The following is a 20,253-nucleotide window of genomic DNA, read 5'->3' as shown; positions in this document are numbered from 1 at the left end:
GGAACCCGGTCACACCAGCTGGACGGTGCCGGCGTCGAACGAGTGCGCCACCCCGGACTCTGTCTGCCAGGTGATCGACACGCGCGCGGTCAGCGTGGCGAGTGCCGGGTCTGCCGGGGCTTCCATCCCGTCGACGTCCCGGATTGGGCGGGCGGCATGCCGCGCCGTCGTGATCTGGCCAGTGAGGTCGCGGGCAATGGGGTCCCCTGGCGCGACAGTTCGGTGGGAGTCGCGCAGGTGCTGGCCCGTCTCGATGAGCTCGATGACCAGGTGCACGTCGCGCGCGTCGTCAGTGCCCACGTGCTGGAACTTGACGCCACCCGAACCTGGGCGGTGGGTGCCGATCCACGGCCTGCGCTCCCAGCGGACGTCGTTGCGTTCGTTGGCCCGATCCTCGAGCCGCTGAGCGCGGGCCTCAGCCTTATGCGCCAGGTCCAGGGCTTCGTCAGCGATCCGGTTAGCTGCGGCTGCAGAGGTGGCGGAGCGGTTGGCGATGTCGTTCGCGTCGCCGGCTCGGCGCACGGCGATGACGGCGACGGCCAGGGCGCCGGCTGCGATCAGTGCGGAGGCGGCTGCGGCCGCGGTGCTGCCGTCCATCAGAGCGGTTGGCGCCAGGGGCGGCGCACGCCGGATGGGGTGTCGGACCAGGTCACGATCAGCTCAAGCGGGTCACCCCCCGAGCTCGTGACCGTCCAGAACCGGACGGCCTCGCCAGACTGGACGTCACGAGGTGTGTCGGTGACCTCGAACAGGACTGCGGCGGGGCAGTCGAGTTCGACGGCGTACGCGGTCGCTTGGCCCTGGTTGCGGAGGAACGACTCTTGTCCGTCGTGGTCGACGGCCCACTGCACCCGCGGGGCTCGGTGGCGTTCAATCTCCTCGACCGAGTCGGCCAAGCGCTTGGACTCGCTGAGCGCGTCGCGGGCCACCCGCTCGGCGCGGTCCGCACTCTTGGCGTTGAGCTCGCCGCGGACGAAGGTCGCAATCGCCACAGCAAGTGCGATGCCGGCGATGAGGGCGGCGGCGGTGTCGGCGCTCATCGATCAGAGCCCGGTCTGGGAGCGGACGAAGGCTGCGGTGACGTCGACGATGACGTCACGGGAGACCGAGCTGACGGCGCCGGCGGCACGGCGGATGAGGGTCCGCTCTTCGGGGTCGGTCGTGGAGTCCTCGGCCTGGCGGAGCAGGTCGACGAGGGTCTCGGCGGCGCGGTCGCCGGGCCAGAGTCCGACGGCGCGACGTCCGCGCTCGCCGAGCACGAACCAGCTGGGGAACCAAGCGGCGAACGCTTGGGCGGATGCGTCGCCTCCTGGCGCGGTGGCCCGGGACAGGTGCAGGTATCGGCCGTCCACCAGTGCGTGTAGCGCAGTCCTGGCTTCCTGCGTTGGGATGCCGAGCAAGTCGGCGATCTCTTGCGGTCCCGTGTTGTCGTCGAGGGTCTCGCTGCTGTCAAGGATCTTGGCGGCCTCGAGCAGGACCGGGAAGTCGCGGCTGTGCCAGCGGTCTGGCAGCGGCGGCTGGTTGGGCGGTGGCGGTGTGGTGGTCATCGGCGGTCAGCGTCCGAGTGGTCCGAGGCCGGCGGCGAAGTCGTATCCCGCTGGGGTGACGCGCAGGCCGGAGTGCCTGTTCCCGTCGCCCATGCGTGTCGGGCCGCCGTCGGGGATGACCAGGCCGCGGCGCTTGAGGCGGGAGACGGAGTCCTCGACGAGCGCGTCATCGACGCCGGCGGAGGCTGCGGCGTCGACGCCGCTGCAGCGGTCGCTGGGGTGTTGGTCGGTCAGTTCGACGAGGGCACGCATCAGGCGTGCGTCGGTGAGTGCTGGGTTCTCGGCAGGTAGGTCGGTCACGGCGGCGTCTCCTAGTCGGGATCGAGCGCTATGGGTGTCGGGGTGGTGACGACGGTAGGGGCGACCTCCGACATTCCGCAGGCGGTTGATCAGCCCGCTGCGGAGTGGCCGGCGTGGGGTGTGCCTGCCCGGGCGGCCGGGGCGTGGGTGGCGCTGCAGGCTGTGGTCGCCGAGGTCCGTGTCGAGGGGCGTCCGGTGCCGTGCGAGCGGGACCCAGCGCGGTGGTGGCCGGACCGTCCGACGTCGCCGGCTGGTGCGGTCGACGTCGAGTTCGCGGTGCAGGGCTGCACGTGGTGCCCGGTGCGGCGCCAGTGCCTGGTGTACGCGCTGGCGGCGGGGGAGCGGCATGGGGTGTGGGGTGGCCTGTCGCCGGCGGATCGGCTCGCGCGCGGGGGTGGCCAGTGACCGGTCAGCAACGGATCCCGGTCGCACCGTTCGTGCGGGACCAGCGGGCGGCGGCGGCGGTCGAGGCGGCGGCGCGGTGGCATGCTTCGGTGCCGGCGCGGCACAGGCGCCAGAGCGCGTCGGTGGAGTCACTGGCAGCCCAACTGCTGGTTGGGCGCCTCTCTGGACGGCTGCCCCCGAAGGCCGGCGACGTCGAGTGGTGGACCGAGTGGTGCGAGCACGTCGCGGATCCGACTTACCTGGGAGTAGTGCGGCTCTACCCGACTGTCGGCCTGCTCTGCGGGCTTTGCTCGATCGCGCTGGTGTCGACTAGGCCGGCGGCGTCGCAGGTGTGCGACTCGTGCGGCGCCGCCCCGAGCGTGGCGCGTGGCCCCCTGCTGCCCTTGCAGTTCGAGGCCGCCGGCTACCTGGTGACGGCGCAGCTGTGCGCGGCGTGCTGGCGGGGCGGGACGTGACGGGGTATCGACGGCGGCCGCTGCTGCCGGCGGTCATCGGGCCGCGGCTCGCCGCGGTGATCCTGCGCGACGAGGGCCCAGCGCTGGTCCAGAAGGCCCAGGCGTGGGGTGCCAGCGGCGACGAGGAGCGGCAGCTCTTTGCGCAGGAGATCCTCAGCGGCATGGACTCGATGACTGAGTCCGTGCGGCAGTGGCGCGACCGGATGGGTTCCGAGGTCGGAACTCCGGAACAGGCAGGGCCGGAACTCGGTGCAGGGTCGGAGGCGCCCAGTGGTGATCCCGAGGTGACAGCGCGGGAGGCGGCCGACCAGTACCGGGTGAGCGTCGAATGGATCCGGCGTTTGTGTCGTCGTGGTGGCGAGACAGGGCTGGCCGGCCGCCAGCTGGACAACGGGACGTGGCTCATCCGGGCTTCGTCGGCAGCCGAGTGGGACAGACGGAGGCACAGCAGATGAGCGACGTGAGTGAAGCCGTGACCGGGCGGGCGAGCGTGCTCGTCGTCGAGCGGGCGCGGTGGGCGGGCGTCACGTTCTCCGATCTCGAGGTGAGGGGCTTCCTCGCCGACCTCGATCGGTCGCTCACCGAGGCCGGTGACCTCGACGAGGCCGCGTTCATCCGGCTCGTCGACGCCGAGGCGGTCACCAAGCATGACCCGGCGGGCGTGGGACTCGTCCGGGGATTCGGCGGCAGCCGGGTCACACCATCCATCGACCAGATCGACGAGGCCCTCGGCCTCAAGACGGGAGCCTGAGCATGTCCAAGAACCAGGTCTTCGCCGGCAGCCGCCCGGCCATCTCGCTGCCGGTCCCCGCCGGCATCCGCTCCGGCGACCCCGTCAAGGTCGGCGGCTTCATCGGCGTCGCCGAGACCGACCGCACCGAGGTCGTCGGCGGCAAGCAGTTCGGCGGCGTCGGCAACCCCGCCGGCTACGCCTCCGTCCAGCCCGACGGCTGCTACGCCCTGACGGTCCCCGAGGCCGTCAACGACGTCGGCACGGCGATCTACATCACCGCCGGCAACGCCCTCACCACCACGGCCGGCGGCAACACGCTGTTCGGCCACACCCGCCCCGTCATCGACAAGGGCCTCGCCACCGGCGCCACCAAGGCAGCCGGCGCCGGCACGGTCAACGTCGAGCTCGTCCAGCAGCCGCGCGTCGCGGCGTAGCACCGCCGACCCGAACCCCTTGAGGAGCACCAGATGTCCAACGACCCGTGGGAGCAGATCGACGAGGCGCTCGGGCTGAAGGCCCCCGCTGCCGACTCGATGCATGAGCACTTCATCGAGGCCGGCTTCACCGTCGAGGAAGCCACGCGCGGAGCGGCGGCGATGCAGTCGGGCCAGTACTTCGGTTTCGTCGACGTCGCGACGTCGCTGCGCCCGTCGGGGTACGGCGGACTGACGCCGATGTCGCCGGCGATGGAGACCGCGGTGCAGCGCATCGGCGCGCGCGTCGACGGGCAGGCCAAGGCGGGCGGCTCCCTCTCCGAGTCGAAGGCGCCCAAGCCGGTCACGGAGGCCGAGGTGCGGGAGATGCTGGCGCGCGCTGAGGGCCAGAGCGGGATGCGTGGCCTGGTGGCGGACTGGGTCCGCAAGCAGGAGCGCCAGGCGGGGGTCAGCTCGTGACGACGTTGCCGCGCGAGACCATCGGCCGCACCGAGGAGGACCTGGCCACCGCGGTCGCCGCGGCACGTGACGCTGTGCTCGAGCAACGTCGCGTCGTCGAGCAGTGGGAGGAATCCCAGTCGACGGCTGAGGCCGAGTTGGAGAGCCTCACCGCACGCGCCGGCGACCTGGTGCTCGACGACCCAGCCGCGGCAGACGGCATCGTCACCGAGACAGCTCGGCTGACGGCGCGCATCGACCTGGCCGGCCGAGCTGTCCTGGCAACTCAGCCGCGAGTGGCCCGTGTCGAGGTGGCTTACCTGCACCGGGAGGCGGACCGCCTGGCCGCTGACGCGGAGACGGCCGCGCGCGAGCTCGCGGCGCACCAGGCGAAGGTCGCGCGGATCTTCGCCGAGCTCGAGGGCGAGGAGGGCGTCTCGTTCGTCGACTACGACCGCGCGCTCGTCGAGCTCTACGACGAGGAGCGCAACACCGAGAACCTGGGAAACGGCCGCCGCAGGATCACGCACGCGAAGACCCACGTCCTGACCTCCCGAGCTACTACGGCACGACGACACGCGGCGGCCGTCCGCGCAGTGGCCAACGGCCAGGATCCCGACGCGGAACTCAAGGGCGAGGACCTGCCGCAGTGCCTCGGCGCGGGCGCCCTCGTGCCGGCGCGACGCCACCTCGTCGCCGTCGCGCGCCAGCAGCAGATCCTCGACGAGCTCGAGTCGCTCGAGCGCACCATGCCCGCCGACGTCGACGCCCAGCTCGCCGAGGAGCGTGCGATGGGACTGGTGCCCAACCCCCAGACCATCCGCAACCGCCACGCCCGGGCCCAGATCAGGCTGGCCGAACTCCCCGACGAGATCGCCGCCGCGCGCGAACACCTGGCCGCGCTCACCGGCAAGGTTGGCGACCTCAGCACGGCGGACGCATGAGGCGCTGCCGGTGTTGCGACGGGTGGCAACCCGGCGACCCGTCGACCGCCCGCCCGATGCGCCCCTGGGAGCGCGCCTGGGCCGCTGTCGTCGCCGGCTGGCGCGCTGCACGGACGACGTGGCAGACGCCGCCGTTGCTCGTCGACGAGGCCGAGGTCGTCTGGATCAAGGAGGCGAGCCAGCGGGTCGACGAGCTAGACGAGCAGGCCGGCGCCCTAGACCGTGAGAAGGCCGCCCTCGATCGCGAGGTCACAGCCCGACGCATCCTGAGCGTTCGCGCTCCCGGCAACCCATGGGTGTCCGAGCGGCTCCTGGCCGACCTGCCGCTGACTGCCGACGGCACCTTGCACGAGCCGGCCGCCCAGGCGCTCCTCGAGGTCGACCTCTGGGCCGCCCGCCTCGACGACCTCGCCGACACCAGCACCGGAGGCTGACCATGGACCGCTCCGTCGAGATGCGGCTGCGGCTCGACATCGCGCACGCTCAGCGCAACGCGCGAGAGATGGCGCGGGAGTTCGACGCGCTGTCTGCTCGCGCGGCGCTCCTCGACGCCCAGCTCGGCGGCGTCGAGGCGTCGGCGCGTCGCGCCGGCGGAGCGATCGGGGGCATGCGGGGCGACGTGCAGGGGCTCGGCCGCGACAGCGACACCACCTCGACCGCGCTCGCGGAGGCTCGCCGGCGGGTCGACGAGCTCAACGCCGCCGCGTCGCGGGGAACCGGCGGCATGACCCGGTTCGGCAGCAGCACCCAGACCGCCGGCAGCCAAGTGCGGCGTACGAGCGTCGAGGTCGAGCAGGCGGGCAACGTGCTCGACCGGTTCTCCGGGCGGGTCGGCCTCGCGATTGACGGAATCATCGGGATCGCGCCGGCTCTGATCCCGATCGGCGCCGTCGGGGCTCAGGCGCTCGGTGGGCTGGCCACCGCCGCCACCGCGGCCGGCATCGCCGGCGGCTCCATGATCGTGGCATTCCAGGGCGTGGGCGACGCCGTGAAGGCGATTGACGCCTACCGGCTCGACCCGACCGCCGCCACCCTCGAGAAGGCCCGCGAGGCGCTGACCGACCTCTCGCCCGCCGCCCGCCGGTTCGTCGCCGACTTCGAGAAGTTCAAGCCCACCCTCAGCATGATCCAGGACGCCGCCGCCGAGGGCTGGATGCCCGGGCTGACCGAATCTCTCGTCGACTTCGAGCGCGTCGGACCCAAGATCGCCGCCATCCTCGAGCGCACCGGTGCCGCCGGCGGCGGCGTCATCGCCCGCGGCGCCGAGTCGCTCGCTTCCGACCGGTGGGCGGAACTCCTGGACTACCTCGAGACCGAGATGCCGTCCGCCGTCGCCACCCTCGGCCGCGTCTTCGGCGACCTAGCCCACGGCGCCGGCGAGCTGTGGATGAACCTCGACCCCGGCAACGACCGGTTCTTGTCCTGGGTTGAGGACGTCGCCCAGGGCTTCGACTCCTGGGCCGGGAGCAGTGAGGGCCGCGAGTCGGTCGAGTCGTTCCTGGTCTACGCCCACGCCAACGGACCCGCGGTCGCTGAGCTGTTCACCAGCCTCGTCTCCGCCGTCACCGCGGTCGTCGAGGCCGCGGCCCCGCTCGGCGGGCCGGTCCTGACCGGGCTGACTGCAGTGCTCAACGTCGTCGAGACCATCGCCGACTCCGACATGGCCACCCCGATCCTCGCCGCCGTCGCCGCGCTGCGACTGTTCAGCCGCACCGCCGCCGTGGCCCAGTCCTCGGCCGTCGCCGCGCTCGTCGCCCCGTGGCGCACGCCCACGGCGACGCGACCGCCCACGCCCATCCCCGGCCTGCCGGCGCACCTACAGGGCGCCGCGGCCGCCCCGCACCCCTCGGTCGTCGCCGCGCAGCAGCGCGCCGCCCGCATGTCGCAGGTCGCTCGCGGTGGCGGCATGGCCGTGGGGGTCGGGCTGCTCGCCTCCGGTGCATCGGAGGAGGTCGGGCTGACGAACACCGCGATGCTGGCCATGGCCGGCACGCTGGCCGGTCCGTGGGGCACCGCGGCCGGTGCAGCCGTCGGTCTGGCGATGGACTTCGCGGCCGCGAACGACGACGTCGAGGCCGCCATCGACCGCACCCAGGCCGCGCTCGCCGGGAGCGACTTCACCGCCATGCAGTCCGGTCTGGCTGCCACGAAGGCCGAGCTCGACAAGCTGCGCGCCGACAGCGAGGACAACGGCGGGCTCGCCGGTGACGCCTGGTTCAACCCGGCCGTGGCCGGCGGGTTCCGGATCTTCGACGCCTGGAAGGGCGACCAGGCCGACACCGCCGAGGAGGACCTGGCCGCCCTCGAGAACCAGATGCGCATCAACCAGGAGGCCGCGGCCGGCCTGGGTGAGTCGCTCGGCATGACCATCGGCCCCCTCGACGGGTCCGCCCGATCGGTCGCCGAGCTCGAGGCAGCGCTGCTGCGGGCCCGGCCCGCGATGGACAGCCTCGGCCTCAGCCAGGAGGACCTGGCCCGGCTCAAGGAGCAGCAGGAGTTCATCGAGGGCCAGGGGACCGGGCTGCGAGCGATCGCCGCGCGGACTGTCGCCACCAACACCGGCGACCTGACGCCCTACGACGACGCTCTCAGCAAGATCAACGAAGAGCTCCGCGAGACCGACAGCAACGCCGGCCGCATGACCAACCTGAACAAGGTCATCACCGACTCCGGCGACGTCATGCTCTCGGCCGCCGACTCAGCAGACGCGCTGCGCGCAGCTCTCGACGCGCTGCTGACGCCGCAAATGGACGTCACCAGGGCCAACGACGCCTGGATCACCGGGCTTCGCACCCTCAACGACGACCTGGCCAAGAACCGCATACTCGTCGGCGACAGCAACGCCGCCATCCAGAACCGCGCCGCCGTCCAGGAGCGCATCACAGCTCTCACCGACAAGATGGTGGCGGCCGACGCCGACGGTGCAGGGCCGGACCGGCTGACCCGGATCATGAAGGAGGGCCGCCGAGAGCTGGTGCGCCTCGGCGGGCAGCTCGGCATCGGCGAGCAGCAGATGGGCAAGTTCCTCCGCTCCCAGGGGCTGACGTGGCAGATGGTCAAGGGCCTGATCCAGGACAACGCCGCCCAGGTTCGGGCGACGACGCGCGCGGTCAAGGCGGCGTACGACGAGCTGCCTCGGGCGGTCCAGACCCGGCTGAGCGCGGGCAACATCCCGAGGACGGTCGCCGACGTGGACCGGTTGGTGGCCAAGTACAAGCTCACCGAGGAGCAGCGCGAGGCGCTGATGACCATCAAGGACGAGGCCTCAGAGCGAGCCCGGGCGGTCGCTCGCACCCTCGACCAGGCGGCGAAGGACCGCGACTCGACGATCACCATCACGACGGTGCGCCGGGAGGTACGCGAGTTCGTCACTCCCACCGAGGGGCGACGTGAGCGGCGCGCCGGCGGCGGGTTGGTCACTGGCCCGGGTGGGCCCCGCGACGACCTCATCAACGCCCGCCTGTCGAACTACGAGTTCGTGCAGCAGGCAGCCGCGGTCAAGCACTACGGCGTCGGGTTCATGGCCGCACTCAACGAACGCCGCGTGCCGAAGGCGGACCTCCCCGGGTTCGCCAGCGGCGGCCTGTTCGCTCCGTCCCCTCCGCTGCGGGGCCTCGACGTCCACGGCACCCAGCACCGCGGCGGCGCAGGGAAGTCGCTGGGCGACGAGTCCGACCGTGCCGCCGGCAAGGTGAAGAAGCTCGCCGAGCGGCTGCGCGAGGCCGAGAAGGCGCTGGCGAAAGAGACCCGGCAGCGCGACGCACTGGTGTCTCGCCAGGAGGCCATCAAGTCCGGCATCGCCAGCGGCTTCAACAACGATGTGTTCGGCAGCCTCGGGTCCGATGTGTGGGCCGCCGGCGGCGGGGGCGACCCGGTCTCGGTGCTGAACAGCGACATCGCGGACCTGCGCAAGTACGACCGACTGCTCGACAAGCTGGACAAGCCCGGCAAGGCCGGGCTCGACGGACGAGCGTTCGAGGACGCCGCGGCGTCGGGCAACCTCGCCGGGCTGGAGGCGCTGGCCGCGATGACGCCCAAGCAGCTGGCGCTGTACGAGCGCCGCTACCAGCAGCGGGCGTCACTCACGCAGTCCGTCGGACGGGGCGCCGCGAACGACGCGCTCGGCCCTGAGGTCCGCGAGGCCAACCGTGAGCTGAAGCTGCTGCGGCGCGAGGTCGAGCGGCTGCGCAACGACGGGAAGAAGCACCACAAGGAGGCCGGCGACCAGCGCCGGGCGGCCCCAGACCGCACCGGCCGGGCCGTGCTCACCGGCGTCAACGGCGCCGCTGTGAAGGGCCGCCGGGACACGCGGCCCACCTCAGGACGGGGACCGCGGTAGGCAGTCGGGGCGGGCTTGTCCGTGGTCACTGGTCGAATGGGACCCATGACCAGCATCGAGCACACCGAGGCCGTCGCCGGCCTCGTCCGAAAGGTGACCCTCGAAGGCCGCACCGCGCCGGCCGACGTCGTCGCTGCCATCCTCAAGCTCGTCCCGGAGCCACTGGACGCCTACGCAACGCTGACCCGCCCGTCCACCGAGGACGGGGACAGTGACGGCTACCTCTGGACGGCCCTAGCCTTCGACGCCGGCGGCCTGGCGCTCGTCGAGGCGGCCGCGGAAGGCGTGTGGGTCTGGGACAGCCCGGACGCCACCAGCCGGTCCGCGACGCGATGGGTACCCCCGGGGGCCACCTGCTCGGCTCGATGGTTCCCCTTCTCGACGATCGCCGAGGTGCGACTCAAGGTGGACGTCGTCGACAACCGCGAACGGATCGTCTCCGACGATGAATGGGCGGTCGTCTTGACCGATGGCATCGTGCTGTCGATCACCGGCGACAAGACTCTCAGGCAGCGCGACCCGCGTCCGCAGCAGTTCTGCCAGGCGCTCCTGGCCACGATGGCCCGCAGGTCCGCCAGCTAAACAGAACCGCACTCGTCGTTGACGGCGACCAGACCCTCGTCGAACGCCTGAGAAGCGTCGAGCTGAGCCGTGATGCTGTCGGACTCGATCGCGACCTGGGCGCGCTCGGTCGTGCCGCTGACCGTCTCGATCAGGCTCTGCGCCTCGTCGCCGCTTCTGGACCTGAGGTTGTCGAGCGTGATGGCGTAATCGGCTAGGAACTGCCTGTCTGGTGCCAGGAAGTCCGCCGGGACCGCCGCGTCGAGCTCGGCGCACACCTCGTCGATCGTGAGTTCCGGGGCGGCTGCCGCAGGCGTCTCGGTTGAGGTGGTGCTCGTGGTGAAAGACGCCGGCGTGTCTGGGGCGGTGGCCGGATCGTCATCGCCACTGCAGGCGGCTGTCAGCGCAAGCAGCGGCAACGAGATGGCAGGGACGATCCGCGAGCGCATGCCGGTGATCCTAGAGCGGCACCTCCTCCTGCGGCGGGTCAAAGGCAGCCGCCCGGTTACGTGGTGGTCATGTCCTCGTACTCGAGCTCGGTCGGCGCCGCATCGATGCCGATGCCGGTCAGCGCCTGACGGACCTGGTTGACGACCTCGTCGAGGTTGTCCTCGTCCCAGCCGTGGACGTCGATCGCCAGCTCCTGGCCGGGGTAGTCCTCCGCCGGCTCCACGAACCACTGCGCGGGCTCGAGGTCCAGGGCCGCCAGGGCAGCGACGATCTCGTCCTCGCGGGATGCGTCCCGCAGGATCAGCGTCTCGTCAGCCCCGGCCATGTCGCCACGCTACGGGTCGACGGCGTACGACGGTCCCCAAACCTCCCACGGCGTCAGCCCAAGCAGCCGGACCGCCAGCTGGTCGGCCGCACGCTCGGTCACCCATCCGTCCCGACGGGCTCGCTCGAGCGCGCGCTGCTCGGCCGAGTTCGCGAGCGCACCGACAGCGGCCGGACCACCGCGGCCGTCGACCAGGGCGAGCAGCGGGGCCGCCGGCAGGGACCGGCGCTGCGGCTCCCTCGTGGCGGCGTGGCGGGTCTGCAGCCACCCCGGCCCGGTCAGGAGGTAGCCGATCGGGGTGTCGACATCGACGCCCTCGACGCCCTCGACGTCGTCGACCCAAACGCCCGCCGTCACAGCGAGGCCGCCGTAGGGTCGGTCCCGTGATCGAACCGCAGCAGATCTTCGTGTCGTGCGACCAGTGCGGCCGGCGGGTCGAGGTGGCCGGCATCGACGGCAAGCTCGGCGAGCTGGTCCGCGGCTTCGAGGCCGAAGGGTGGACCTTCACGTCGACAGCCGACCTCTGCCCCACCTGCTCGGGCAACCCCGACCTCGGCAACCCGATGCCCACCGGTCGCTGACGGTTCGAGCGCGTCGACGCTGAGGACCTCGAACCCCAGCACCCGACAGGCGTCCTCCGCCCGCTGCACGTGCCGGTCGCAGGCGTGGGCCACCCGGAGTCTCCCGGACGCCCCACGTGCCCGGACGGCGGTCGTCGCGGCCTCTTGGCACTCCCCGGCACAGCACACCACCACCGGCCCGGTCACGGGCGGCGACCCATCAGCTCGAGCAGCCCGTCGAGCGCCGCACGGGCCTCCGGCGTCCGGACCGCCGCCAGCAGGCAGAGCACACCACCAGCGGGGATCTCGTAGGTGAACATGTCACTGCCCGGGCCGAAGCGGCCCTCCAGCCTGAGCAGCTCGCGGCCGGCGTCCGGCCCGTCCCGGTCCTCTGAAACGGACACGGACCAACCGCTGTCCGTCTCGACGTCGTAGTCGGCGAGTTCGACGCCGTTATTGGCGTGGTAACCGAGGTGCTCCTCACCGGGCCCCATCGTGCACCAGGCGCGCTCGCTGCAGCCGCGCTCGGGTGAAGCCGCGACGGCTTCACGCACGGGGTCAGGCCCCGCGTTCTCGACGAGCTCCTCCATCTTGTCGATGAGCTTCGCCTGGATCTCGTCCCAGGCCGGGCTGGGCATCCAGTCCGGCCGCAGCAGCGCCAGTTCGGTGGCGTTCTCGATGATCGTTGCGCGCTTGGGCGCAGGGGTAGTACCTTCTGTCTCAGACATCGCTTTCCCCTTCGGGGACCTGGCCCTCACGAGGTGCAACTCGTGGGGGCTTCTTCACGTCCGGAGCGGGGTGCAACCCGCTGAGGACCTGGTGCTGACGCGGGACGCGTCCCGCCGCGGTCGCCAGCTACGCCAGCGGCACCACCTCACGCGCATGGGTGCGCGTGGGTGCACTTGTGGGCACGGGCCAGAGGGAACGAGGCGGGACCAGGTGCCATGACGCCCCCGGTCGCGGTGACCAGGTGCGCGCCGCTGTCACGTTCTGCCACGCGCGAGGACTAGGCGCCACGTAGGGCGCTCTCCTGTTAATCAGGATGTCGTTGGTTCGAGTCCAACCGGGGGAGCAAGCACGAGGGCCCGATCCCGGGCGAGAGATCGCCTGGGGTCGGGCCCTCGCACGTCGGCCCGGAGGGGCCGTTGACGGGGCGACCAGACTGTGGGCGTGGACCGCATCCCTGGAGGTCGCGGCAGCATGACGCCGTGCCGTACTCGCCGCGTCCCTGTCCGATGAGGGCACGGCGTGCGCGCGCTTTCCCGGGACTGGTAGCGGACGCTCCGGGACACGTCCTCGTCCTCGTCGGGCTGGCGGTGACGTTGCTGGGCCTGAACCTGCTGACACGACCGCTCAGCGCACTCGAGGTGATCGGCTACTACGTCGGAGCCAGTTGCGCGCTGTCCGGGTTCGGCGATCTCCTCGGTCGGCGACGGGGCGCCCGCGATCGGATCGTCCTGGTGCAGGGATTCGCCTGGCTCGTCGCGGGTCTCGCCATCGCGGCCTGGATCGGGCGCAGCATCGAGCTGATGGTGCCGTTCGTCGCCGTCCTGCTCATCGTGTCGGGAGGTGCCTCGGTGGCAGCACTCCTCGGCAACCGCACCAGCGCGGGGGCGCTCCGTGCGTTGTTCGGGCTCTCGGAGGTCCTCTGGGGCGCGATGGCCTTGTGGTGGCCGGACGTGACGTTGCTGGTCATCGCGGTCTTGTTCGGCGTCCGCACCACGGCGTTCGGGGTCGCCCTGGTGTGGCGCGGTGCCCAGGGGGACCGCCAGGTGTGGCGTCCCCCCGTGCAGTGGTCACGAGGTCTCCGTTGGGCCGGCGCCGTGCTGATCGTGGCGGTCTCGGTCGGCGGGCTCGTGGTCAGCGAGCAGTTCCGCGACGGCGTCCCGGTCCTGGACGACTTCTACGACGTCCCGGCGGACGTCCCGGCCGAGGCCGGTCGGCTGGTGCGCAGCGAGCCGTACGACGGCGACCTTCCGGCGGGCTTGAAGGCGTACCGGATCCTCTACACCACGACCGCGACCGATGGTGCACCAGCGATGGCGAGCGGGGTGCTCGCGGTGCCCGAGGGCTCCTCCAGGGAGTCAGCCGTGGGGCCGGCGCCGCTGGTCGCGTGGGCCCACGGCACCGTCGGGGTCGCTCGGGCGTGCGCCCCGAGCCTGGGCCGGGACGCGATCAGTGCGGAGGGGATGCCGGCCATGACTGCCTTCGCCGAGCACGGGTGGGCGATGGTGGCGACGGACTACACCGGGATGGGGGCGGAAGGGGACTTCCCCTACCTGATCGGGCGCGGCGAGGCCTACTCCGTGCTCGACTCGGTGCGAGCCGCGCGCGAGGTGCCCGGGGTCCGCCTGGCCGATCAGACCGTCATCTGGGGCCATTCCCAGGGTGGTCATGCCGCACTCTGGGCGGGTCAGCTCGCCTCGTCCTACGCCCCCGACGCGCGGGTGGTGGGAACGGCCGCGCTCTCGCCCGCGGCCGACCCCCTGGGCCTGGCCGAGGCAGTCACGGCGAACCCGGGGGTGCCTGGGGCGAGCCTGGGTGTCGCGTTCGTGGCCGAGGCCTACACCCGCACCTACGACGTCGACCTCGACACGCTGGTCAGGCCCTCGGCACGGACCATCGTCCGCGAGGCCGCCTCCCGGTGCACGAGTGAGGCCGGCACCCTGTTCACCATCCTCGCCGGCCTGGCGATCGCTCGTGACCAGCCCCTCCTGCGCGAACCGCCCGACCAGGGACCGTTGGCCGGCCGCCTCGCCGAGAACGTGCCGACCGGGCCCTGGGCGGCGCCGCTGTTCGTAGCACATGGAACGGCCGACGAGGTGATCCCGGTGCGACTGACCCGGGCCTGGGTCCCGCGCGCCTGCGCTACCGGCGCGGCGTTGAGGTTCACGACGTACCAGGCCGGCACCCACATGAGCGTGCTCGAGCCCGACGCGCCGCTGTCGGGCGACCTCGAGCGGTGGACCGTCGAACGGTTCGCCGGCGTGCCTGCTGCTCCTGGTTGCTCGGAGTCGGTGGGCTGGTGGAGGTGGACGGGGGTGCAGCGCTCGCGAAGGTGCTCGCCGCGGGCACGGGTGTCCTCGTGTGGGGCGGGCTGCTGCTGTGGTCGTCGAGACGGGACCCTCGGTCGCTGCGCAACGGCTTCCTGGTCATCGTCTTCGTCCACTACCTGCTGGGCCTGCTCGTCTACGTCGCCTCCAGGTCGACGGTGCTCGAGACGGTCCTGGGCCTGGTGGTCCTCGTGGTCGGCACGGGCGTCGCGCTAGGTCTCCTGGCGCTTCCCGTGCTGCTGGTCGCCGACGGCATCGTGATGATGCGCCGGGAGAGACGGTCCCTCGCCAACGCGCTGGCCCTGCTGGCCGGAGTGGCCCTGCTCCTCCTCCCCGTCGTCCTCGTGGTGCTGCTGCGCCACGAGAACCCGGTGACCGGCAGCCTGGCCGTCGCCCTCCTCACCGTCCAAGCCTGTGCCAGCGTCTGTTTCCTGGCCTTCGCCGCCCACACCGCCCTCTACGCCAGGGTCGCTCGCCGAGCCCGGGCCAACGCCGTGATCGTGTTGGGCAGCGGGTTGGTGAGGGGGGACGTGCCCCCGCTGCTCGCCGCCCGGCTCGGGTACGCCGTCGACGCCGCAGCCGCGCGCCACGGGCCCGACGGCGGGCCGGTCCTGGTGCCCAGCGGCGGCCAAGGACGAGACGAACCACACCCGGAGGGTCAGGCCATGCACGACTGGCTACGTCAGCGTGGCGTCGCCGACGACGACATCCTCGTCGAGGACGGCGCGCACACCACGCGGGAGAACCTGCTCTACAGCGTCCGCCTGCTCGAGCTGCGCCACATCCCGCCTCCCTACCTCGTCGTGACGAACAACTACCACGCCCCGCGGGCAGCGATGCTCGCTCGCCGGCTCGGCATCGATGCCCAGGCGATCGGCGCGCCGACGGCCTGGTACTACTGGCCCAGCGCGTACCTGCGCGAGTTCGTCGCGGTGATGACGGATCACCGGGTGCTGATCGGCCTGTCCGGGGCGGCTGTGGTCGTCATGACGGTGCTGACGTGGTTGTCGCTGACCTCGCGGTGAGGGAGAACGAGTGACGGAGGACTCCGTGGACGCCTGGGCCTGGCCCGCGTACGTCGCGGTCGTCCTCGGGACCGCGAGCTTCCTCCTCCTGCTGGTGCCGATCCTGGCGTTCCAGTACCGCCGCTACGGCCAGTTCACTCCACGACGCGCACTCGGCGCAGCGGCAGTCAGCCTGTACGCCACCGCCCTACTGGCCTACACCATGCTGCCGCTCCCATCCACTCGTGGCGACTGGTGCCCCACCTCTGCCGCCGGCTCGCAGTGGCGTCCGCTGCACTTCATCACCGACATCGCCGACGCGGCCGCAACAGGCCCGTTCGGCGTGCTGAGCAGCCGCGTCACGCTCCAGGTCCTCTTCAACGTCGTCCTCTTCGTCCCCTGGGGCCTCATGATCCGGGGGTTCTGGGGACGGTCGGTGGCTGTGGCCGCCGGCACCGGCCTCTTGGTCTCCGTCGTCGTCGAGGCCAGTCAGCTGACCGGGTTGTGGGGCGTCTACCTGTGCGCCTACCGGGTCGGCGACGTCGACGACCTCCTGGCCAACACCCTCGGAGCGCTGCTCGGTGCCGCTCTCGCACCCTGGGTGCTGTGGTGGATGCCGCGTCCGCGGTCCTTCGACTCCACCCGCGACCTGCCGCGTCCGATCACGAGCGCGCGGCGCTGGTTGGGGATGGCGTTGGACCTCGCCGCGTTCAACGTCCTCGGACTCGCCCTCACGATCGGCTACCGGATCACCCTGCTCGCCACTTCCGGTCAGGTGCCCTCGCACCCGCAGCTGGGCGAGGCAGTCCTGTCGACGGTGATCCCGGCCGCGTGCGTCTTCGCGTTGCCCGCCTGGCACGGCACCGGCGCGACCTTGGGACAGCGGGCGGTTCGACTCACCCCCGTCTGGGACCGTCCGCCCTCCACGAGACGACGTCTGGTCCACGCCACCGCCGTGCCGGGCAGCTACGCGCTGGTCCTGTTCTGCGCCAGGTGGCAGCACCCGCACGTGTGGGGAGATGCGGCACAGGTCCTGGCGTACGGCGTGCTGCTCGCCGCCTTCGTCGCGGTGCCCCTCACCCGTCAGCGCGGGCTGTCGGCAGCACTGAGTGGCGCCCACTTCCGGGACGACCGCGCACGTGCCCGGGACGACACCCGGCACTGCTGACCCACGCCGTGCCGGCGAGAAGGTCGAAAAATGTGGACGGAAGGGAGCCGTGCTCCCTTCCGTACTCAACGTATAGCGCAGCGGGGGGCTTGCCGCAAGACCCCCGCAGGGCCGCAGAATCGCCCGCCGTGCCCCGTGAATCGAACGTCTTCGACCTTCCCGACCACCTCCGCGCCAAGGCGGATCCCGCTCTCGTCGCCGCCGACGAGCGCCACCTCGCGCTCGTCGCGACGACCCTCGAGGAGACGGTCGCCGACCTGACCGCCCGCCTCGACGCCGCCCGGCGCGACAGCGGCGGCACCGGCCAGGCCGCGATGGACCGCGACCTCGAGGTGCACCGCCTCAGCGCCCGCCTGCGCACCCTGCAGCGCTTCGGCGTCGACCTGTGCCTGGGCCACGTGGTCGGCGCCGACGACGGCGAGACCGTGTACGTCGGCCGGCTCGGCCTCACCGACCGGACCGGCCGCCGGCTCCTCGTCGACTGGCGGTCGCCCGCGGCCGAGCCGTTCTTCGGCGCCACGCACGCCCGGCCGATGGGCCTGGCGCGCCGGCGCCGCTACCGGTGGACCCGAGGACGGATCAGCGACTACTGGGACGAGGTCTTCACCCAGGACGCGCTCGACGGTGCCGCCGGCGGTGCCAGCCACGCCGCTCTCGACGACCAGTCGGCGTTCCTCGCCAGCCTGGGCAGCAGACGGTCGGCCCAGATGCGCGACGTCCTCGGCACCATCCAGGCCGACCAGGACGCCGTCATCCGCGCCGGGTCGCGCGGCGCGCTCGTCGTCGACGGCGGCCCCGGCACCGGCAAGACGGTCGTCGCGCTGCACCGCACGGCGTACCTCCTCCACGCCGACCCGCGGCTCGACCACCGCCGCGGCGGCGTCCTGCTCGTCGGGCCGCACCGGCCCTACCTGGCCTACGTCGCCGACGTGCTGCCGAACCTGGGGGAGGAGGGCGTGCAGACCTGCACCCTGCGCGACCTGGTGCCGCAGGGCGCGACGGCCGGGCCCGAGGACGACCCGGCGGTGGCCCGGCTCAAGGCGTCGGCGGACCTGGTGGCGGCGATCGAGCCGGCGGTGCGGCTCTACGAGGAGGTGCCCACCGAGGGCATGGAGGTCGAGACGCCCTGGGGCGACGTGTGGCTCGGCACCGCCGACTGGGCCGAGGCGTTCGGGGCCGCCGACCCCGCCGCCCCGCACAACGAGGCCCGGGACGACGTGTGGGAGGAGCTGGTGACCATCCTGGTCGACAAGCTGGCCGTCGACGACGACGTGCCGGTGGCGCAGCTACGCCGGGCGCTGGCGCACCACGGCGACCTGGTCGCGGCGCTCGACCGGGCGTGGACGGTGGTCGACCCCCTCGACCTGGTCGGCGACCTCTGGTCGGTGCCGGCCTACCTGCGTCGGTGTGCCCCGTGGCTGACGCCGGACGAGGTGCGGCTGCTGCAGCGCAGCGACCCGCAGGCGTGGACGACGTCGGACCTGCCGCTGCTCGACGCTGCGCGGCTGCGGCTCGGTGACCCTGCGGCGTCCCGGCGCCGGCGACGGCGCGAGGCGGAGGTCGCGGCCGAGCGCGAGGAGATGGCCCGCGTGGTCGACCACCTGGTCGCCACCGACGACACCGAGATGAAGGTGATGTCGATGCTGCGGCTCGAGGACGCGCAGGGCGTCCTGGTCGAGGAGGCCGGCCGCACGACCGACCCCGACGTGCTCGCCGGGCCGTTCGCCCACGTGGTCGTCGACGAGGCCCAGGAGCTGACCGACGCCGAGTGGCAGATGGTGCTGCGGCGCTGCCCGTCGCGCAGCCTGACCGTGGTCGGCGACCGCGCCCAGGCCCGGCAGGGGTTCACCGAGTCGTGGCGCGAGCGCCTCGCGCGGGTCGGCGTAGATCGGGTCGACGTGGCCTCGCTGAGCATCAACTACCGCACGCCGGAGGAGGTGATGGCGGCCGCGGAGCCGGTGATCCGTGCCGCGCTCCCGGACGCCAACGTGCCGACGTCCGTACGCCGCACCGGCGTCCCCGTCACCCACGGCGTGCTCGCCGACCTGCGGGCGGTCCTCGACGACTGGCTCGCCGAGCACGCCGAGGGCACCGCCTGCGTCATCGCGTCCCGGGCGCCGGCGGAGGACTCGGTCCCGGTGTCGCCGCGGGTGCGGACCCTGACCCCCGAGCTCAGCAAGGGGCTGGAGTTCGACCTCGTCGTCCTCCTCGAGCCCGAGGCCTTCGCGCCGGGCACGGCGGGCGTCGTCGACCGCTACGTCGCGATGACGCGGGCCACCCAGCGCCTCGTCGTCCTCAGCGCTCCCTGAGGCCGGTGCGGGCGAAGAACGTGAGCAGGTTGCCGTCGAGGTCGAGGGCGTGGACCTCGCGGGTGCCCCAGTCGGTGTCGACGGCCGCGCCCGGGTCGGCGGGGTGCAGGGCACCGGTGGCCGACAGCTCGGCGTGCAACGCGTCGACCTGGGCGGCGTCGGAGCACGAGATGCGGCAGCTGGCGGTGCCGGCGAGGAAGTCCTCCGCGCCCGTGCAGACCGGTCCGGCGGCGAGCTCGTCGACCGGGCGTAGCCGCCACCCGTCGTCCGCGGCCTGCCACAGGGTGATCTCGGCGTCGTCGCGGGCGACGATCGCGAGACCGCCCGGGTCGAGGTGGACGACGACGAACCCCAACCGGTCGACGTAGGCCTGCGCCGCCGCGGTGACCGACGCGACGGGCAGGGCCGGGACCGCGCGGTCGAGCGTCACTCGCCCCAGCCCATCGGGAACACCTCGAACGACGCCCCGAGCGCGACGCCCAGCCGCTGGCCGACGGGGCGGGCGAACCCCTCCAGCAGCTCACGGGCGTCGAAGTGCTCCCACCCGAGGCCTTCGATGTAGGCGCCGTGAGCCTCGAGGGAGGTGACGCCGGCGTCGAAGGTGTCGGTGACGTCGACGCCGTGGGTGGCGTCGGGGGAGCCGAACGCCCAGACCTCACGGACGCCGCCCCACGGCTCGAGACCGTCGGGGCCGCCGAGCTGGTCGGCGAAGACCCAGCGGTTGCCGGCGTCGCGGACGGCGTCGAGCACGGCGCGCCCGACGGCGATGTGGTCGGCCTGGTTGAGGTTGCGCCCGCCCCAGGTGTCGCGGAAGTTGCCGGTCACCACGACCTCGGGCCGGTGGACGCGGACCGTGCGCGCGATCGCGGCGCGCAGGGCGACGCCGTACTCGAGGACGCCGTCAGGCAGCCCGAGGAACTCGACGTGGTCGACGCCGACCACCGCGGCCGAGGCCACCTGCTCGGCCTCGCGCACCCGGCGGCACTCCTCGGGCGCGAGCCCGTCGATGCCGGCCTCGCCGCTGGTGACCATGCAGTAGTCGACGGTCTTGCCCTGCCCGGTCCACCGGGCGACGGCGGCGGCCGCGCCGAACTCCATGTCGTCGGGGTGCGCGACGACGCACAGGGCGCGCTCCCAGGTCTCGTCCAGGACGTCGAGCGGGGTGGGTTCCATGCCGTCCAGGATGACCCCCGCGACGCCCGGAACGGGAGACTCTCAGGATCGCGGT

25 protein-coding genes are annotated in these 20,253 nt (G+C 72.5%); 15 read left to right on the top strand and 10 right to left on the bottom strand.

Annotated features, from left to right (window positions below; genetic code table 11):
• Positions 1–9 precede the first annotated feature (9 nt).
• The 4 genes from AC4MBH_RS04345 to AC4MBH_RS04330 are packed head-to-tail and all read right to left on the bottom strand — an operon-like array spanning position 10 to position 1,847.
• Positions 10–597 carry a hypothetical protein gene (locus AC4MBH_RS04345; RefSeq protein WP_491793125.1) on the bottom strand — a complete coding sequence of 196 codons (588 nt, stop codon included), beginning with the start codon at positions 595–597 and terminating at the stop codon, positions 10–12.
• Positions 597–1,040 (bottom strand): hypothetical protein, encoded by a 444-nt coding sequence (locus tag AC4MBH_RS04340; protein ID WP_491793124.1) that lies wholly within the window; start codon positions 1,038–1,040, stop codon positions 597–599. The genes AC4MBH_RS04345 and AC4MBH_RS04340 overlap by 1 nt, the downstream gene beginning before the upstream one ends.
• A 3-nt stretch (positions 1,041–1,043) precedes the next feature.
• Positions 1,044–1,547 carry a hypothetical protein gene (locus tag AC4MBH_RS04335; RefSeq protein ID WP_491793123.1) on the bottom strand — a complete coding sequence of 168 codons (504 nt, stop codon included), beginning with the start codon at positions 1,545–1,547 and terminating at the stop codon, positions 1,044–1,046.
• Positions 1,548–1,553: 6 nt separating this feature from the next.
• Positions 1,554–1,847: a hypothetical protein gene (locus tag AC4MBH_RS04330; RefSeq protein WP_491793122.1), complete on the bottom strand. Its 294-nt coding sequence runs from the start codon at positions 1,845–1,847 to the stop codon at positions 1,554–1,556.
• Positions 1,848–1,877: 30 nt separating this feature from the next.
• Between AC4MBH_RS04330 and AC4MBH_RS04325 the strand changes: the two genes are divergently transcribed.
• From AC4MBH_RS04325 to AC4MBH_RS04280, 10 genes are read left to right on the top strand one after another with little or no spacing between them, the layout of a single operon-like run.
• Positions 1,878–2,252, top strand: coding sequence for a WhiB family transcriptional regulator (locus tag AC4MBH_RS04325; protein WP_491793121.1), 375 nt, complete (start codon positions 1,878–1,880; stop codon positions 2,250–2,252).
• A complete protein-coding gene (locus AC4MBH_RS04320) occupies positions 2,249–2,707 on the top strand; it encodes a hypothetical protein (protein ID WP_491793120.1) in 459 nt (152 codons plus the stop codon). The genes AC4MBH_RS04325 and AC4MBH_RS04320 overlap by 4 nt, the downstream gene beginning before the upstream one ends.
• Positions 2,677–3,162 (top strand): hypothetical protein, encoded by a 486-nt coding sequence (locus AC4MBH_RS04315; protein ID WP_491793119.1) that lies wholly within the window; start codon positions 2,677–2,679, stop codon positions 3,160–3,162. The genes AC4MBH_RS04320 and AC4MBH_RS04315 overlap by 31 nt, the downstream gene beginning before the upstream one ends.
• Positions 3,159–3,458 (top strand): hypothetical protein, encoded by a 300-nt coding sequence (locus AC4MBH_RS04310; RefSeq protein ID WP_491793118.1) that lies wholly within the window; start codon positions 3,159–3,161, stop codon positions 3,456–3,458. The genes AC4MBH_RS04315 and AC4MBH_RS04310 overlap by 4 nt, the downstream gene beginning before the upstream one ends.
• A 2-nt stretch (positions 3,459–3,460) precedes the next feature.
• Positions 3,461–3,874 (top strand): hypothetical protein, encoded by a 414-nt coding sequence (locus AC4MBH_RS04305; RefSeq protein ID WP_491793117.1) that lies wholly within the window; start codon positions 3,461–3,463, stop codon positions 3,872–3,874.
• A 33-nt stretch (positions 3,875–3,907) separates the two neighbouring features.
• Positions 3,908–4,333 (top strand): hypothetical protein, encoded by a 426-nt coding sequence (locus tag AC4MBH_RS04300; RefSeq protein ID WP_491793116.1) that lies wholly within the window; start codon positions 3,908–3,910, stop codon positions 4,331–4,333.
• A complete protein-coding gene (locus AC4MBH_RS04295) occupies positions 4,330–5,256 on the top strand; it encodes a hypothetical protein (protein ID WP_491793115.1) in 927 nt (308 codons plus the stop codon). Before AC4MBH_RS04300 ends, AC4MBH_RS04295 begins: the two co-directional genes overlap by 4 nt.
• 56 nt (positions 5,257–5,312) lie before the next feature.
• Positions 5,313–5,690: a hypothetical protein gene (locus AC4MBH_RS04290; RefSeq protein ID WP_491793114.1), complete on the top strand. Its 378-nt coding sequence runs from the start codon at positions 5,313–5,315 to the stop codon at positions 5,688–5,690.
• A gap of 2 nt (positions 5,691–5,692) precedes the next feature.
• Positions 5,693–9,595, top strand: a complete 3,903-nt coding sequence (locus tag AC4MBH_RS04285) for a hypothetical protein (RefSeq protein WP_491793113.1) — start codon at positions 5,693–5,695, stop codon at positions 9,593–9,595.
• A 45-nt stretch (positions 9,596–9,640) separates the two neighbouring features.
• Positions 9,641–10,177, top strand: coding sequence for a hypothetical protein (locus AC4MBH_RS04280; protein ID WP_491793111.1), 537 nt, complete (start codon positions 9,641–9,643; stop codon positions 10,175–10,177).
• Here the strand turns inward: AC4MBH_RS04280 and AC4MBH_RS04275 are convergent.
• The 3 genes from AC4MBH_RS04275 to AC4MBH_RS04265 are packed head-to-tail and all read right to left on the bottom strand — an operon-like array spanning position 10,174 to position 11,288.
• A complete protein-coding gene (locus AC4MBH_RS04275) occupies positions 10,174–10,605 on the bottom strand; it encodes a hypothetical protein (RefSeq protein WP_491793110.1) in 432 nt (143 codons plus the stop codon). The two genes, AC4MBH_RS04280 and AC4MBH_RS04275, sit on opposite strands and share 4 nt — an antisense overlap.
• 56 nt (positions 10,606–10,661) lie before the next feature.
• Positions 10,662–10,931, bottom strand: a complete 270-nt coding sequence (locus tag AC4MBH_RS04270; protein WP_491793109.1) for a hypothetical protein — start codon at positions 10,929–10,931, stop codon at positions 10,662–10,664.
• A gap of 9 nt (positions 10,932–10,940) precedes the next feature.
• Complete coding sequence (locus tag AC4MBH_RS04265; protein ID WP_491793108.1) at positions 10,941–11,288, bottom strand: hypothetical protein; 348 nt, start codon at positions 11,286–11,288, stop codon at positions 10,941–10,943.
• 26 nt (positions 11,289–11,314) lie between these two features.
• Between AC4MBH_RS04265 and AC4MBH_RS04260 the strand changes: the two genes are divergently transcribed.
• Entirely contained in the window at positions 11,315–11,512 is a 198-nt protein-coding gene (locus AC4MBH_RS04260) for a hypothetical protein (protein WP_491793107.1), read from the top strand.
• Between the two features lie 182 nt (positions 11,513–11,694).
• Here the strand turns inward: AC4MBH_RS04260 and AC4MBH_RS04255 are convergent, their stop codons facing one another.
• A complete protein-coding gene (locus AC4MBH_RS04255; RefSeq protein ID WP_491793106.1) occupies positions 11,695–12,219 on the bottom strand; it encodes a hypothetical protein in 525 nt (174 codons plus the stop codon).
• A 507-nt stretch (positions 12,220–12,726) separates the two neighbouring features.
• On the opposite strand from AC4MBH_RS04255, the gene AC4MBH_RS04250 reads away from it, so the two are divergent.
• The 4 genes from AC4MBH_RS04250 to helR all read left to right on the top strand — a co-directional run bounded on the left by AC4MBH_RS04250 (position 12,727) and on the right by helR (position 19,025).
• Positions 12,727–14,760 (top strand): lipase family protein, encoded by a 2,034-nt coding sequence (locus tag AC4MBH_RS04250; protein ID WP_491793105.1) that lies wholly within the window; start codon positions 12,727–12,729, stop codon positions 14,758–14,760.
• Complete coding sequence (locus AC4MBH_RS04245) at positions 14,703–15,569, top strand: YdcF family protein (protein ID WP_491793103.1); 867 nt, start codon at positions 14,703–14,705, stop codon at positions 15,567–15,569. The genes AC4MBH_RS04250 and AC4MBH_RS04245 overlap by 58 nt, the downstream gene beginning before the upstream one ends.
• Positions 15,570–15,579: 10 nt before the next feature.
• The gene (locus AC4MBH_RS04240; protein ID WP_491793102.1) at positions 15,580–16,716 is read left to right on the top strand and encodes a VanZ family protein; all 1,137 of its coding nucleotides are present in this window, start codon (positions 15,580–15,582) and stop codon (positions 16,714–16,716) included.
• Positions 16,717–16,844: 128 nt separating this feature from the next.
• Positions 16,845–19,025: an RNA polymerase recycling motor ATPase HelR gene (helR, locus tag AC4MBH_RS04235; protein WP_491793101.1), complete on the top strand. Its 2,181-nt coding sequence runs from the start codon at positions 16,845–16,847 to the stop codon at positions 19,023–19,025.
• Here the strand turns inward: helR and AC4MBH_RS04230 are convergent.
• Both AC4MBH_RS04230 and AC4MBH_RS04225 read right to left on the bottom strand, forming a co-directional pair.
• The gene (locus tag AC4MBH_RS04230; RefSeq protein WP_491793100.1) at positions 19,012–19,455 is read right to left on the bottom strand and encodes a VOC family protein; all 444 of its coding nucleotides are present in this window, start codon (positions 19,453–19,455) and stop codon (positions 19,012–19,014) included. The two genes, helR and AC4MBH_RS04230, sit on opposite strands and share 14 nt — an antisense overlap.
• Positions 19,452–20,198, bottom strand: a complete 747-nt coding sequence (locus AC4MBH_RS04225; protein WP_491793099.1) for a PIG-L deacetylase family protein — start codon at positions 20,196–20,198, stop codon at positions 19,452–19,454. Before AC4MBH_RS04225 ends, AC4MBH_RS04230 begins: the two co-directional genes overlap by 4 nt.
• Positions 20,199–20,253 lie beyond the last annotated feature (55 nt).

This window comes from Nocardioides sp. WJ219 (assembly GCF_058559815.1).
Note: the sequence above shows the minus strand (reverse complement) of the source record. Positions and strands in the feature narration are given on the sequence as shown.

Coding starts and splice junctions, on each gene's coding strand:
- AC4MBH_RS04250 (WP_491793105.1), top strand. CDS start 12,727: ATGAGGGCACGGCGTGCGCGCGCTTTCCCGGGACTGGTAGCGGACGCT.
- AC4MBH_RS04290 (WP_491793114.1), top strand. CDS start 5,313: ATGCGCCCCTGGGAGCGCGCCTGGGCCGCTGTCGTCGCCGGCTGGCGC.
- AC4MBH_RS04345 (WP_491793125.1), bottom strand. CDS start 597: ATGGACGGCAGCACCGCGGCCGCAGCCGCCTCCGCACTGATCGCAGCC.
- AC4MBH_RS04305 (WP_491793117.1), top strand. CDS start 3,461: ATGTCCAAGAACCAGGTCTTCGCCGGCAGCCGCCCGGCCATCTCGCTG.
- AC4MBH_RS04285 (WP_491793113.1), top strand. CDS start 5,693: ATGGACCGCTCCGTCGAGATGCGGCTGCGGCTCGACATCGCGCACGCT.
- AC4MBH_RS04275 (WP_491793110.1), bottom strand. CDS start 10,605: ATGCGCTCGCGGATCGTCCCTGCCATCTCGTTGCCGCTGCTTGCGCTG.
- AC4MBH_RS04280 (WP_491793111.1), top strand. CDS start 9,641: ATGACCAGCATCGAGCACACCGAGGCCGTCGCCGGCCTCGTCCGAAAG.
- AC4MBH_RS04225 (WP_491793099.1), bottom strand. CDS start 20,198: ATGGAACCCACCCCGCTCGACGTCCTGGACGAGACCTGGGAGCGCGCC.
- AC4MBH_RS04270 (WP_491793109.1), bottom strand. CDS start 10,931: ATGGCCGGGGCTGACGAGACGCTGATCCTGCGGGACGCATCCCGCGAG.
- AC4MBH_RS04300 (WP_491793116.1), top strand. CDS start 3,908: ATGTCCAACGACCCGTGGGAGCAGATCGACGAGGCGCTCGGGCTGAAG.
- AC4MBH_RS04335 (WP_491793123.1), bottom strand. CDS start 1,547: ATGACCACCACACCGCCACCGCCCAACCAGCCGCCGCTGCCAGACCGC.
- AC4MBH_RS04325 (WP_491793121.1), top strand. CDS start 1,878: ATGGGTGTCGGGGTGGTGACGACGGTAGGGGCGACCTCCGACATTCCG.
- AC4MBH_RS04310 (WP_491793118.1), top strand. CDS start 3,159: ATGAGCGACGTGAGTGAAGCCGTGACCGGGCGGGCGAGCGTGCTCGTC.
- AC4MBH_RS04340 (WP_491793124.1), bottom strand. CDS start 1,040: ATGAGCGCCGACACCGCCGCCGCCCTCATCGCCGGCATCGCACTTGCT.
- AC4MBH_RS04255 (WP_491793106.1), bottom strand. CDS start 12,219: ATGTCTGAGACAGAAGGTACTACCCCTGCGCCCAAGCGCGCAACGATC.